Origin of the sequence: Kordia sp. SMS9, assembly GCF_003352465.1 — a bacterium.
Classification (GTDB): domain Bacteria; phylum Bacteroidota; class Bacteroidia; order Flavobacteriales; family Flavobacteriaceae; genus Kordia.
The window spans coordinates 4,769,554-4,784,410 of record NZ_CP031153.1 but is presented as its reverse complement, the minus strand read 5'-3'; the positions used below and the strand labels follow the sequence as shown (position 1 = coordinate 4,784,410).

The following is a 14,857-nucleotide window of genomic DNA, read 5'->3' as shown; positions in this document are numbered from 1 at the left end:
TGAACTGTAAGAATGTCATTTATTCCCAATTTCTTAGCAACAACCAGAATTCGGATCGCAGCCACTGCTTATTTGTGCTTGTAATTCTGACAATTTCATCTTTGGTTTTTGCGCTGGAATTCCGCAATTGTCTTTTGCCAAACAATCGGTTTGTTTCATAGTTAATACAAAGTGATTTTTGTTAAAATCCAATCCATATTTGCCAATAGTTTCTGCTTGATATTCTACCTCAACTTCCAAATCTTCAATGCCTAATACTTTTTCAGAAAGTTCAATGATGTTCATCAACTTTTTTGGTTCCAATCGGTGATCTACATCGTCAGCAGACCACAATTGAAAGTTGACTACTTTTTCATGACGCACTACGCCGCCGCAATCAATAAAATGTTTGTCGATCATGCCCACTTCGGTTACATGAAAATGACTTTCCACTTTTTGAGAGTTTGGTAAATAAAAATCGAGTTGTTCTAAAGACTGTAAATGTTTTTTTACTTGTGATAGTTTCATTGTTAGGTGTTTTAAATCGTTAGCATTTTTTGGTGTTGGATAGGGAAGCAGTAATCATATCTAAATACTGCAATACTTCTTGCCATTTCTGTAAATTGATACAATAGCAAATATTTTTACCTGAAATTTCCCCTTGAATCAATCCTACTTTTTTTAATTCTGATAAATGTCTGGAAATCGTGGGTTGTGCCAGCGGCAATTCCAATACAATATCATTACAGATGCACGATGGACTGTTGGCTAAATAGTGCATAATGGACAAACGCGCAGGATGTCCTAATGCTTTGAGTGTTTCTGCCATTGTGTTGACTTCTTCTGAAAATCCAGTTGTTTTAGTTATTCCCATATTGCAATATTAGAATATGTTTTTGGTTTTGGAAAATAATTTTTGTTAAATTTTATATCCGCTTTCCTGTTTGATACGCGGTAGTCTGTTTCTGTGAGAAGAAGATAGTTGGTTTAAAATAAATAGATTGCTAAGAGTTTCTCTGAATTTTTTGCAAATACGTTTCAAAAAAAATCAACAATCGTAAATCGTATGTATTAAAGAAGAGATCCGTTCTGCAACGGGATTAGTCCAACTATTATTTTTAAATGCGTCTTTCAGACTTTTTAAAAATAAGTTTCATTAAAAAAAGGGAGGCCCTACCATAAACCTCCCTTAGAAAAGTTGTATTTACATACAACCTAGTAAAAATTCGGTTACCGAATTTTTATTTGCTATTTTTTAGAAATCTTTGTGTGTTTTCGGCTTAGAAATTACATAAAGATTTCTAATTTGAATGTTAGACACTTAACTTTTAATAGATTGATTATCTAATTAGCAAGTAAAGCTATCGAATACAGAAGACAAAACGATATAATTTACTTTTCTTTCTACCAACTCCACATTTTTTCGACTAATGCTACTAATTGTAGGAAATATCTATAGTAAAAAAATCTTTTTTTGAAATGGATTTCATCAAAATTGGATTACAACACCAACCAAAAACAAAAAGACCGCATCTTTTTATAGATGCGGCTTTAAGTATCGTTATATACTAGTTACCTAAAAGTATGCTCAAATGTAGGTTTTTGATAAAAAATAAGAATTTCGCTATGCAAAAATAATGGTCAATTCGTTCAAAGGTAATTTTGTTCGGTGGAAAACTTAAAATGAAAGAAAATTTCACAATTGGTTTTACGTTCAATCCGTGAACCCTATAAAAGAAGTAAGGGGAACTTTTTTCAAAGTTCCCCAAAGTATAGTGGATTCCCCTAAATCCCTAAAACTGTATTGCATGATTCAAATGTAGGGAGAAGTCTCAAGTATAAGATAAGGTGTCATGTTATAAAAGCTACGGTAAAACCGTAAAAGCGATTTTTTTTGAGATTTTTGCTACACTTTTATACAATGTAGGATCACTTTGTTCTCTGAAAGTAAGGTAGTTGCAAACAAAAAGTCAGTACCACCGTCGGCAAGTGTTAATTTTTTACGAATGGCAGCTACCGAAACAGGAAAATTGCGTGTCGTAATATTTGCTTTGGATAAATGTAGCTCTTTTTTGAATACTTTTTTGTTGAAAGGCACTATTTTTTGAACTTCAAAACGCCTTCCTGGAAAGTCAATCAACTCATTTGCAGTGTACAAGTGCGAATGTGGATGTAATTTTTCAAGTTGAAACGAATTGGCAATGCTAGAAAATCCGCCAGCTTTCATAATTGCCGCATTGGGTTCGTACAAATATTTTTTAGGAAGTCCGAAGCAAACTTCAGTTTGCCTTTCTTCTGAAAGTTGAAAATTAAAAGACTCCGTTTCTTTAGTAGTTAGGTTCACCGTTTTGATAGCAATATCATCACCTTTGGAATTTTTATCAAGCAACCATACTAGTTCTTTGACTTCATTCTGAACAGCAACTACATGAATTTCTTTGACATGTTTTAATACGCGTACACCATTGGTAATATCTAATAAAGGAGATGTTTTGATCAAAACAGTATTTGCGTGCTTCAATAGGATTTCTTGATGCGAAACGACATCAGGCAAACAATCTTCTAACAAAAAAACTTTTCCTTTTACATCGTTTCTCCGAGATGGATCAACATAGATACAATCAAAAGTTTGCGAAGTTTGTTGTACATAGTCAATTCCGTTTTGTGCTATGGTTTCCACATTTTCTACCTTGAGAATTTTGTAATTATGCGCAACGATTTCCGAAAGTTGAGGTGAAATTTCACAGTGTGTCACCTTTCTAAATTTCTTCGCGAAAGCGTAACAATCCACACCAAATCCGCCCGTAAGATCAATTAACGAGTTTCCTTTTAGGATGTTAGCTTTGTAATTTGCCGTTTTTTCAGAGGAAGTTTGTTCAATGTTGAGTTTGTTGGGATAGTAAATATTTTTAGCAGAAAACCAAGTCGGCAATTTTTTTTCACATTTTGCTTTTGCTTGAATTTGCGCCATAATTTCGGCAAATGGAATGCCCGAAAGTTCTTTGTGTTTCAACAATAACTTTGTAGGATCAGTTTTTAAATGATCGTTGATAAATTGTTGAATTTCAGGTTGAAGTATGGCTAAATTCAAAAGTTACATATCTTTTGTAATGGATTGAACAATTTTATTATCTGACAAAAATTCTTTCAAAATCACCTTCAAAGCGGTGTATGATGGCACAGCAACTACCATTCCGATGATTCCAAATAAAATTCCCCAAATAACAATGACTAAGAAAATTTCTAGCGGATGCGATTTTACAGAATTAGAAAATATTAAAGGTTGACTTATAAAGTTGTCTAGTAATTGTCCGACAAGGAAAAAGATCATTACGCCAATAGTGTTTGGTAAAATAACCGTGCTAAAATTGTTAACAATATTTCCGTCAGGATCTGTTTCGATGCCGCTAATAAAACATAATAACATCATAATGATTCCGCCAAATAGTGGACCAACGTACGGAATTAAGTTAATTAACGCGCATAAAAATGCAATCACAATAGCATTGTCAATTCCGAAAATCAACAAGATAATTGTGTAAAAAATAAAGAGAATTAATATTTGAAACAACAATCCCACAAAATAGCGAGATAACAAATCTTTTATTTTTTCGAATGATTTTTCTAGGCGTTTTTCTTTATTATCTGGGAATAAAACCAAAACACTTTCTTGCAGTAATTGACTGTCTTTCAGTAAAAAGAAGGAGATGAAAAGTACCGAAAGCAATCCAATGCTAAATTCTCCCAATCCGCCAATGAGCGAGTTGAAAAAACTAGGAATGACCGAGTAGTCAATTTTTGAAAAGATTTTAGATTTATCCATGGATTTCTCCATTTTAAAGCCTTTTCCCGTAAAGTATTCCTGTATTTGCACATACATGCTTTCCATTTTTGCCTGCAATTCTCCAATATCAAACAATGATAATTTTGTTCCTTGGTCTTCAATGAGTGGGATAAACAAGGAAATCAATCCAAGAAATAAAGAAATCAGAAGAAACATCGTAAAAATGACGGCGACTGTATTGTTGAATTTTAAACGTCGTTTCAAAAACCGAACGGCTGGTCGTCCAATCAAGCTTAACACAGCTGCAACGGTAATATATACGATGACTATTTGAATTTTATACAGAAAATATAATAGCAAAAACACGCCTAAAATAATAGCAAGTGCTTTTAAAATTCCGTTGGCAATGGTGTTAGGAGTCATCTTCACAAGTTTGACATTAAAATTAATACAATATAATTAGTTTGCAAGGATTCGCTGTTTTGTGATTTCATACAACACAATATTGGTGGCTTGTACGACATTCATGCTACTATTTTGACCAAACATGTCAATATGTATCACTGTATCTGATTCGTAGATGGTTTCTGGATTCACACCAAAATTTTCATCACCAATGACCAATGCAATTTTTTCAAATTTTGAGAAATCAAGCGTTTGTACGGATTGACTGTTTTCTGTAATTTCTAAGGAAATGATCGTGTAATTTTCTTTTTGTAATTGTGTAATCACAGGATGAATATCTGTTGTAATTTCAAACGGCACGACTTTTTCTGTGGCGCGGGAAGTTTTCGTCATTTTTCTGCCAAACACAGGAATATTTTCCCCGCAAAACACTATTTTTTCCACACCAAAAGCATCGCAAATACGAAACAACGATCCAATATTGGGCGCATTCGATACTTGATCGGACACTAAAACGATAGGAAATGTTCGTTTTTTAAAATTGGTAGTATAATGTGTGAGTTGTGACATGTATTAGTTAATCATCAATTTATTAAAGTCACTTACTTTTTTTTTCTCAATTTGCCATGCAATGAAGGGAATTCCGAAGGTGACGGCTCCCCAAATGAACCCTAAATGCCAGAGAACTAGTGTGGCAGCGATGGAAATGAGGACAGCAATTACTAATATTATATTATTTACTTCTCCATGGAGTCGGTTGATGTGCTTTTTGGTATGTTTTCCGCAATGTTTGCAGCGTTCATTAAATTCTAAACCAATTTCATCTTTTAAATCATATCGGTTGTCAGCATCCACACGTATATAATTAATCTTACCACAGGAAAGAGAAGAACAATAATAACTAAGTTTCATGATTTTTTAATGTTTAAAAGCATAATTGACAATATTCGCGCCCATTTGCAAGGCTTTCAAGCGAACTTCATCAGCATCGTTGTGAATTTCCTTATTTTCCCAACCATCACCTAAATCGCTTTCAAAGGTAAACAATAAGACCAATCTATTTTCGTAGAACAATCCCAATGCTTGCGGACGCAATCCGTCGTGTTCATGAATTTTTGGCAATCCTTTCGGGAACGAATACGGCTGCTGAAAAATAGGATGTGTGGCAGGAATTTCACGCAATTCTTGATTCGGAAACACTTTTTTTAACTCTTTTCGTATGTATTTGTTCATGCCGTAATTATCATCAATATGCACAAATCCGCCAGAAGTTAAATACTTACGTAGATTTTCAGCATCATCTTCCGAAAAAAATACATTTCCATGTCCCGTCATGTGTACAAACGGAAACTGAAACAAATCGGTACTGCCAACTTCCACAGTTTGTGGCTTGGCTTTAATAGCTGTATTTATATTCTGATTGCAGAATTTGATCAAATTGGGTAATGCTGTCGGATTCGAATACCAATCGCCGCCACCGCCGTATTTTAAAATGGCAACTTCCTGCGCTTGCACGAACGAAAAACTCAATAAAAATAAAAGTACCGTAAGCTTCTTCATGTAAAATCGTCTTATATACTGCAAGGTAAACTTTCAAAACATGAAACGAAAATATTTAATAACACTTTCACTTTTTACACTCGTATTTTTAGTCTCTTTTACAAATATTACAGATGAAAAACACACATCTTCTGTCGTTTTAGAACTATTTACTTCTCAAGGTTGTTCTAGTTGTCCTAGTGCGGATGCATTGCTTGAAAAAGTAAGCAGAGAGTTTGTAAAAGACAACGTTTTTACACTATCATATCATGTAGATTACTGGAATTATATCGGTTGGACAGATCCGTTTAGCAACAAAGAATATACCGAAAAGCAGCGAGTGTATGCACAAAAATTTAGGGACAATCAAATTTATACGCCTGCGGTTGTAGTTAATGGAAAGGAGCATTTTGTCGGTTCCAATCGTGCAAAAATGTATGCGAAAATAAAAGAATACAAAAAGGAGATTTCTCAATATAGTATTTTGCTTGGCGCGAAAGAAAAAGCTGCAAACAAGATCACATTCAACTATTCGATCAACGGAAACGTTACCAACACCAATGCGCGCGTTGTGTTGGCAATCAAAGAACGTACAACCAACGTACAACGCGGAGAAAACGCCAGAAGAATCTTAAAAAACCACAATATAGTTGTTAATGAGAACTATCTAACGCAAGTTAACAAACACGGAAATTACAGCATTGACATTCCCAAAATCGTCATTGAAAATGATGAATTAAGCGTGTTTTTTATTTTAGAAAATGATGAGAAAGATATTCTGAGTGCGGCTAGATTGAATTATTAGTATTGCTTCGCTTTGCTGTTAGTAGGTGAGTAGGTGAGTAGGTGAGTTTTTTGGGATTTTCTTGAAACGTCTTTGCGAGAAGCTTGCGACGTGGCAATCTGTTTCTTGTTTAACATCCCTGTAATGTAATTTACAAACGTTTTTTCGATTCCTATTATTTTTTTGTCACGAATACACGAATCATCTTTTCTGTGTATGATTTATGTATATGTCCACAAATTACTTTGTGTTGAAACTTCAAACCGTCACTCCAATTTCTATGACAAAAGCAAGCGATTTTAATAAAATCTCTGAAACGTCATTACTAGCGAAGGCTTGGTAATCTCGCTATTGTATCTAATTTTCGTTATTTGAAGAACAGGATTGCCGCGAATTCACGAATGTCTCTTTTGTAGGTAATTGTTATTAGAAAGTAATTGACACATTGCTATATTTTCAAATTAATACATTAGATATGTGTCACTTCGGGTGAAATTTTGATAGAAATTTAGTATCGAGAAGCACTTAAAAAATATAGCTTCGAAGCAGTTCTCGATACAAATTTGTTACACAAATCCACTCGAACTGACGTTTTTAACTAGATATATTTACAACTACGACTGATTCAAAAACGCCACAGAATGACATGCGACAATAGCGGCAGTTTCCGTACGTAATCGCGTATCGCCTAACGTAACTGGAACGTAATTATGTTCAATTGCCAGCGCGATTTCTTTGGTAGAAAAGTCACCTTCTGGACCAATTAAAATAGTAACGTCTTTTTGAGTTTTTAAAATCTCTTTAAGCGATTTTTTATCATCTTCTTCGCAATGTGCAATAAACAATTGTTCATTTTGGTGCGTACTTATGAAGTTTGAAAAGGAAATGGCAGGGTTGAGCTTTGGAAAATAGGCACTCAACGATTGTTTGGTGGCAGATTGTATAATTTTTTCAAAACGTTCTGCTTTGATCACTTTTCGTTCCGAGCGATCGCAAATAATTGGCGTAATCGTATCAATTCCGATTTCGGTAGCTTTCTCCAAAAACCATTCATATCGATCGTTCATTTTTGTGGGCGCAACCGCCAAATGCAGTTTGTAATTTTTTGCCTTTTGAAACTCATACGAAATGATGGCAACCCTACAATTCTTCTGATCTGCCAGTGTAATTTTTGCCGAAAAAATAGTGCCTTTTCCATTGGTAATCTGCAATACATCATCTTCACGTTTGCGCAACACACGTACAATATGCTTGCTTTCTTCTTTGGAAAACGTATAGTGTTTTGTGTCTGGTGTTAACGCTGGTGTGTAAAACAGTTGCATGCTTTTAAATTATGAATGTTAAATGTTGAATGTTGAATTGTAAAATTGGAAATTATATTTTAATACCTAAAACCCAAGACCTAAAACTTAAACCTAGAATTCGCCGTCACAGCTTCATCAGTAAAATCTTCTTTCAAATATTTCAAATAGCCAACAATACCAATCATCGCAGCATTATCGGTTGTGTAGGCAAACTTTGGTATGTGTGCTGTCCAACCGTATTTTTGTTCGCCATCTTTCAACGCTTTTCGTATCGCAGAATTTGCGGAAACTCCACCACCAATGGCAATGGTTTTGATGCCAGTTTGTTTGGATGCTTTTTTCAGTTTATCGAGAATAATATTCACAATCGTATATTGAATAGATGCGCAAATATCTTTCAAATTCTCTTCCACAAAATTTGGATTCGCTTTGGTTTGCTTCTGCACAAAATACAAAATAGAAGTTTTCAATCCTGAAAAGCTAAAATTTAAGCCTTCAACTCTCGGTTTTGGAAATGGAAACGCTTTCGGATTTCCTTCATTCGCCAATGTATCAATAATCGGTCCCGCAGGATAGGTGAGTCCTAAAATTTTCCCGCTTTTATCATACGCTTCGCCCACAGCATCATCAATCGTTTCACCGATGACTTCCATCTCAAAATGATCTTTGACCACCACAATTTGCGTATGTCCACCCGAAATCGTCATTGCTAAAAAAGGAAACTTCGGAATTGTTTGCGCTTCATCTTCAATAAAATGTGCCAAAATGTGTGCTTGCATGTGATTTACTTCAATCAATGGAATATTCAAACCAAGCGATAAAGATTTTGCAAACGAAGTTCCTACCAGTAATGATCCCATCAATCCTGGGCCACGCGTAAAAGCTATGGCATTTAACTGTTTTTTGTCGATATTTGCAGTAGCCAATGCTTGATGTACAACAGGAACAATATTTTGCTGATGTGCTCTTGACGCTAATTCGGGAACAACGCCGCCATACGCTTCGTGTATTTTTTGATTGGCAATCACATTTGACAATACTTTTCCGTTTCGTAAAACAGCGGCAGAAGTATCATCACAAGACGATTCAATGGCTAAAATATAGATGTCTTTTGAACTCATACGTTAGAAAAGGCATAAAAATTGATATAAAGTCACAAAGATATGCTAAACATCGTGTTTTGTAATAATTTTTTTGTGAATTTGCAATGTTAAACAACCAACAATTTTAAATTAAAAAAATCATCAAAAGAGTCTGGAAAATAATCAAACGAATCCTAGCAGTTATCATATTGCTATTTTTGTTATTGGTGATTATTTTCTCGATCCCGGCAGTACAAACAGCTATTGGAAAAGAAGCGACTGATTGGCTGAATGAAAAGTACGATACAGATATTAACATTGATCGTATTGGTTTAAAGTGGAACGGCGACATTTCACTAAAAAACATTTACATAAAAGATTACCTAAAGGATACATTAATTCATATCAACGCCCTAGAAACTTCGGTATTGAGTTTTAACAATGCAATCAATAGTAAACTGGAATTTGGCACGGTTACAATAGATGGTTTGACACTAAATATAAACACAGAAAAAGATTCTACCGATACCACACTTGATGTTTTTATCGCAAAACTCGATTCGGAACCTTCCGATGGAACACCTTCTAATTTCCTTTTAACAAGTTCTAAAATAAAATTAAGAGATAGTAAATTCAGATACAAAGATCAAAACAATCAAACACCCAATATGCTCGATTTCGAAGAGCTTTCTGGAAATGTATATGATTTTGAAGTAAGAGGTCCCAATGTGTCGGGAGATGTAGATGGTTTAACGTTTTTGGATACGCACGGTTTGCGCGTGAATGAAATGAATACCATATTTCATTATTCGTTGACACAAATGCGCTTTGACGATTTGGAGATCAAAACAAAAAATTCGCATCTCAAAGGTGTTGTTGTGTTTGATTACGAACGAAAGGATTTTGCCCAATTTTTAGATAAAGTACAACTCACCGCAAGTTTTAAGGATTCTGAAATTGATTTTAGCGAACTCAATTATTTTTATGATGAATTTGGAAACAAAAAAGGAACATTCAGCACGGAAATGACGGGTGTTTTAAATGATTTTACTACCAAAAATTTTGACTTTAAATCTCCAGGAACGATCATCAAAGGAACGGTGCAGTATAAGAATCTTTTCAATTCGAGTCGCGAATTTTACATGAAAGGCGATTTCAGTCGTTTCTCTTCCAATCATTACCAAATGAGTACGTTGCTTCCAAAAATAATTGGGAAAAATGTACCTTCTTCCTTAAATCGTTTGGGGCAATTTAACTTAAACGGTTTGGTAGAAATCAAAGAAAATATCATTGATGCACAAGTCAATATTGCTACGGAAATTGGAGATACCGAGTTGGCGATCAATATGACAAATGTGGACAATAGTGAAAATGCGTTGTATGTTGGAGATATTAAGCTTGTAAATTTTGATATTGGTGTATATGTAGAAGATCCTTTATTAGGAATGGTTTCGGCTGATTTGTTTGTAGATGGAAAAGGATTTACTGAAGAAAGCCTAAACACTGAAGTTGTGGGAGTCGTGACGGCAATGAGTTACAATGACTATGTGTACAACAATTTGAATGTATCTGGAGTGTTAAAAGATCAACTATTTGATGGAAATTTAGTCTCCAAAGATCCCAATGCAAACTTCAACTTTCAAGGATTGGCAAACTTTGCGGGCGATGTAAATGAATTTCGATTCAACGCTTCTATCAATACCTTAGATTTAAATAGAATCAATTTTGTAAAACGTGACAAAATATCAGTCTTACAAGGCGATATGGTGTTGGATTTAGTAGGAAATACGATTGATGATATGGAAGGCGATATCTTCTTTAAGAAAATATCATACAGGAATCAAAATTCGACATACGCGTTTGAAAACTTTAGTATTCATTCTGAATTTAATCAAGACATTCGTACGCTCACAGTAGATTCGCCTGATATTATTGGAGGAACTGTCATAGGACGTTTTCACTTTAAGGAAGTGTTGGATCTTGTGCAAAATTCCGTAGGAAGCATTTACACCAATTACAGACCAATTGAAGTTCTTCCGAATCAATACTTAACATTCAACTTCCGAATTTACAATAAAATTGTAGACGTGTTTTTGCCAGAGGTAGAATTGTCAAAAAATACGTGGCTTCGCGGGAGTATTTATGGCGATCAGAATAAATTCAATCTGACCTTTAAAACGCCACAAATTATCGCGTATGAAAGTACGATTGACAATGTGGAAATTACAATTGACAATAAAAACCCAATTTTCAATACCTATATCGAAGTTGCCAATGTAACTACCGAATGGTATGATGCACAAGATTTCAGTTTGATTAATAAAACCTTGAATGACACACTCTTCTTTAGAACGGTATTTAAAGGAGGAAAAGGCTTTGAAGACAAGTACAACTTAAACTTTTACCACACAATTGATAGCTTGAATAAATCCGTTGTGGGACTCAAAAAATCAGATGTTTCTTTTCGTGGAAACAAATGGTTTGTCAATGCGAAAAACGATCGCAAAAACAGATTTATCTTCGACAAAAAATTCGATTCCATCTTCATTGAAAAAATTGTGATGAGTCACCAAAATGAAGAAATTGACCTAGAAGGCGAACTTTTAGGCGAAAATAATAAAAACATCAACCTACAGTTTATCAATGTTGGTTTAGAAAAAATAACACCTTCTATTGATAGTATTCGCTTGGGCGGAAAAGTCAATGGAAAATTGGATATCAAGCAAATCAATGGTGGATATGTGCCAAAATCAAATCTTGACATTGCCAGCTTGGAAGTCAACAATAAAATGTTGGGCGATTTAACCATTGATATTACGGGTGATGATCAACTAGAACAATTTGACGTGGATGCAAAATTAGTGAATGAATCGCTGAAATCTTTAACAGCAGTTGGTTCTATCAATGTTGCCAACAATAGCAACACAATTAACGTAGATGCAGTGATTGATAAGTTCGACATATCACCATTCAGTCCGCTTGGTGAAGATGTCATTACGGATATTCGCGGTTTCATTTCAGGAGAAGCCAAAGTTGTTGGAAACCTCAACAATCCTGCAATCAACGGACAATTAAGCATGCTCGCTGGCGGATTGTACATTCCGTATTTAAATGTCGATTTAGATTTGGCAAACAGTTCCATCATCAAACTATACGATCAAACATTTGAGTTTGACAATGTCACTATTTTAGACACGCAAGATTATACTAAAGGACTACTCAACGGCACCATACAACATACTTCTTTTGACGATTGGCAACTTGGATTAATTCTCAATACAGATCGTTTATTAGTACTCAATACGGAAGAAGACGAAGATGAAGAAACCTTGTATTACGGAACAGGTTATATTAGTGGAGAAGCATTTTTAACAGGGCCAACCGATCAATTAACCATCAGAGTCAACGGAAGAACCGAAAAAGGAACTTCCTTAAAAATCCCAATCAGTGATGTGGCTTCTGTGGGCGATGCGTCTTTTATAAAATTTGTGACGAAAGAAGAATTTTACGATCCCAAAACACAAGCTGCAAATGCGCTCGATGATATCAGTGGACTGGAATTGGCGTTTGAATTGGACGTAACTCCAGATGCAGAAGTAGAAATTGTGGTAGACAAAAAAGCGGGAAGTAGCATTAAAGGAAGCGGATTTGGAAGTTTACTATTAGAAATCAATACGACAGGAAAATTCAACATGTTTGGGGATTTCATTACAGATAAAGGGGAATACAACTTTAAATATGGAGGAATCATCAATAAAAAATTCACGTTAAAACCTGAAGGAACCATTACCTGGGAAGGCGATCCGTTTAAAGCGCAATTAAACGTGGAAGCAGTGTATAATTTACAAGCCAATCCAGATGTGTTGTTAGACACGCCAACCTACAACAAAAAAATTCCAGTAGAAGTAGGCATTCGGTTGACAGGCGAATTAATGAAGCCTGAACCGATATTCAACATATCATTCCCAACCACGCAAGGTGTGGCAGAATCAGAATTGACAGATTTTTTGCTCAACGATGACGATCGCCGTCGATTGCAAGCGTTATCATTACTATCACAAGGACGATTTGTAAATCAAGTAAACATCAATCAAAATGCGTTGACAGGAAACCTCATCGAAACCGCTACAGGTATTGTAAACGACGCATTTTCAGGTGATGGAAATGGTAAATTTGATGTGAATTTAAATTACAGTCAAGCCGATCGTTCATTAGACTTAGAAACTGCGGATCAATTAGGATTAACCGTTTCGAGTCAAATCAGTGATAAAATTACCTTCAACGGGCAAATTGGTGTTCCAGTTGGTGGCGTTACGCAAACCGCGATTGTTGGTGATGCGGAAATAGAAATTTCTCTAAATGAAGATCGTTCACTCACGGCAAAAATCTTTAACCGACAAAATCAAATACAATATGTAGGCGAAATCGAAGGTTTCACGCAAGGTGTCGGATTGTCGTACCAAGTAGATTTTGATACGCTCAAAGAATTGGTAGATAAAGTCTTCAAAGGGAAAAAGAAAATGGCGAAAGAGCAACAAAAAAAGCAACAACAAGAAGATGCAAAAGTCGGCGATGGCTTGGTAACGTTTTCTAGCAAAAAAGAGCTCAAAAAAGAAGCTAAAAAAGAAGAAAAAAATCAGCCTAAAAAAACAGATGAGAAGGAGAAAAAATCTGAAAAGGAAAAAGGCTATTAAATCTCATTTTACTCTTTAAGACTAAAAAAATGAACTTCCCAAAAAAGGCTTTCAAAAAAAATTAACTATTCCAAAATTCCCCGAATACTTTCATACAAAATCCTTTCATTTTCATAGGTTGAAAATTTGTGAATTCTAGAAAAAATGCGGTCTAAAACGTTAAAATTCTGAGAACTTATTAACGAAAACGTTTGAAATTTTAAAACAATGTAAAATTCGTGTAAAGCGTGCTAAAAAATCAAAATAAGTTTCCTAGCTTTACTATTCAAATAGAAAATTGCATGCAACATAACATCAAAAAAATAGGCGTAATGACCTCTGGAGGCGATGCTCCAGGAATGAATGCTGCGATTAGAGCTGTCGCAAGAGCTTGCTCATATTACAATGTAAAATGTGTAGGATATTATCGAGGATATCAAGGAATGATAGAAGCTGATAGTGTAGAATTGACCGCACGTAGTGTAAAGAATATTGTAAGCAAAGGTGGAACAATTTTAAAATCGGCACGTTCAGTAGATTTTAGAACCAAAGAAGGACGTAAAAAAGCTTATGACAACCTCGTTGAAGAAGGCGTAGAAGCGATGGTATTAATTGGTGGTGATGGAACGTTTACAGGCGGAATGATTTTTAGTAAAGAATACGACATTCCTGTTATTGGAGTCCCTGGAACGATTGATAATGACATTTACGGAACAAAATTTACCATCGGATATGATACCGCTTTAAACACTGTTGTAGAAGCGATTGATAAAATTCGTGATACTGCCAGCTCGCACAACCGATTGTTCTTTGTAGAAGTGATGGGACGCGATGCAGGTTTTATTGCATTGAATGCTGGAGTTGGCGCAGGAGCTGAAGAAATCTTAATTCCTGAAGAAGACTTAGGATTAGATCGTTTGTTAGAATCGTTGCAACGCAGTCGTCGCAGTGGAAAATCGTCCAGTATTGTGGTGGTTTCCGAAGGTGATAAAATAGGTAAAAATGTATTTGAATTGGCAGAATATGTTACTGAAAACTTACCAGACTATGAAGCGCGTGTATCCGTTTTAGGACACATGCAACGCGGTGGAAAACCAACCTGTTTTGATCGTGTATTGGCAAGTAGATTGGGCGTAAAAGCGGTTGAGTTGATCTTAGATGGACAATCGAATGTTATGGTTGGAATCTCAGACAATAAAGTATTAGTAACAAGCATTGAAAAAGCCGTAAAAGGAGAACACAACATAAATAAAGAATTATTAAGAATATCTGATATCTTATCAGTATAAATAACATAGTAAGTAAAA

12 protein-coding genes are annotated in these 14,857 nt (G+C 35.1%); 3 read left to right on the top strand and 9 right to left on the bottom strand.

The annotated features are described in order from the left end of the window. Positions 1 to 33 precede the first annotated feature (33 nt). From KORDIASMS9_RS20285 to KORDIASMS9_RS20255, 7 genes are all read right to left on the bottom strand, one after another. Positions 34 to 507 carry a DUF6428 family protein gene (locus KORDIASMS9_RS20285; protein WP_114904608.1) on the bottom strand — a complete coding sequence of 158 codons (474 nt, stop codon included), beginning with the start codon at positions 505 to 507 and terminating at the stop codon, positions 34 to 36. 19 nt (positions 508 to 526) lie between these two features. After that, entirely contained in the window at positions 527 to 853 is a 327-nt protein-coding gene (locus KORDIASMS9_RS20280; protein ID WP_114904607.1) for a helix-turn-helix transcriptional regulator, read from the bottom strand. Positions 854 to 1,885: 1,032 nt separating this feature from the next. Beyond that, positions 1,886 to 3,070 carry an RsmD family RNA methyltransferase gene (locus tag KORDIASMS9_RS20275; RefSeq protein WP_114904606.1) on the bottom strand — a complete coding sequence of 395 codons (1,185 nt, stop codon included), beginning with the start codon at positions 3,068 to 3,070 and terminating at the stop codon, positions 1,886 to 1,888. A gap of 3 nt (positions 3,071 to 3,073) precedes the next feature. Further along, a complete protein-coding gene (locus tag KORDIASMS9_RS20270) occupies positions 3,074 to 4,186 on the bottom strand; it encodes an AI-2E family transporter (protein ID WP_114904605.1) in 1,113 nt (370 codons plus the stop codon). A 36-nt stretch (positions 4,187 to 4,222) separates the two neighbouring features. Continuing rightward, positions 4,223 to 4,738, bottom strand: a complete 516-nt coding sequence (locus tag KORDIASMS9_RS20265; RefSeq protein WP_114904604.1) for a TrmH family RNA methyltransferase — start codon at positions 4,736 to 4,738, stop codon at positions 4,223 to 4,225. Between the two features lie 3 nt (positions 4,739 to 4,741). Beyond that, the gene (locus KORDIASMS9_RS20260; protein WP_162820082.1) at positions 4,742 to 5,023 is read right to left on the bottom strand and encodes a hypothetical protein; all 282 of its coding nucleotides are present in this window, start codon (positions 5,021 to 5,023) and stop codon (positions 4,742 to 4,744) included. A 63-nt stretch (positions 5,024 to 5,086) separates the two neighbouring features. Further along, on the bottom strand, positions 5,087 to 5,728 hold the full coding sequence (locus KORDIASMS9_RS20255; protein WP_114904602.1) for a DUF4159 domain-containing protein: 642 nt from the start codon (positions 5,726 to 5,728) through the stop codon (positions 5,087 to 5,089). 40 nt (positions 5,729 to 5,768) lie between these two features. On the opposite strand from KORDIASMS9_RS20255, the gene KORDIASMS9_RS20250 reads away from it, so the two are divergent. Next, positions 5,769 to 6,512: a thioredoxin family protein gene (locus KORDIASMS9_RS20250; protein ID WP_114904601.1), complete on the top strand. Its 744-nt coding sequence runs from the start codon at positions 5,769 to 5,771 to the stop codon at positions 6,510 to 6,512. A 593-nt stretch (positions 6,513 to 7,105) separates the two neighbouring features. Here KORDIASMS9_RS20250 and KORDIASMS9_RS20245 read toward each other — a convergent pair. Both KORDIASMS9_RS20245 and tsaD read right to left on the bottom strand, forming a co-directional pair. Further along, entirely contained in the window at positions 7,106 to 7,813 is a 708-nt protein-coding gene (locus KORDIASMS9_RS20245; protein ID WP_114904600.1) for a 16S rRNA (uracil(1498)-N(3))-methyltransferase, read from the bottom strand. An 80-nt stretch (positions 7,814 to 7,893) separates the two neighbouring features. Further along, the gene (tsaD, locus tag KORDIASMS9_RS20240; RefSeq protein ID WP_114904599.1) at positions 7,894 to 8,916 is read right to left on the bottom strand and encodes a tRNA (adenosine(37)-N6)-threonylcarbamoyltransferase complex transferase subunit TsaD; all 1,023 of its coding nucleotides are present in this window, start codon (positions 8,914 to 8,916) and stop codon (positions 7,894 to 7,896) included. Between the two features lie 188 nt (positions 8,917 to 9,104). On the opposite strand from tsaD, the gene KORDIASMS9_RS20235 reads away from it, so the two are divergent. Further along, positions 9,105 to 13,571 carry a translocation/assembly module TamB domain-containing protein gene (locus KORDIASMS9_RS20235; RefSeq protein ID WP_240321094.1) on the top strand — a complete coding sequence of 1,489 codons (4,467 nt, stop codon included), beginning with the start codon at positions 9,105 to 9,107 and terminating at the stop codon, positions 13,569 to 13,571. Positions 13,572 to 13,852: 281 nt separating this feature from the next. Next, the gene (pfkA, locus tag KORDIASMS9_RS20230) at positions 13,853 to 14,839 is read left to right on the top strand and encodes a 6-phosphofructokinase (RefSeq protein WP_114905308.1); all 987 of its coding nucleotides are present in this window, start codon (positions 13,853 to 13,855) and stop codon (positions 14,837 to 14,839) included. Positions 14,840 to 14,857: the final 18 nt, after the last annotated feature.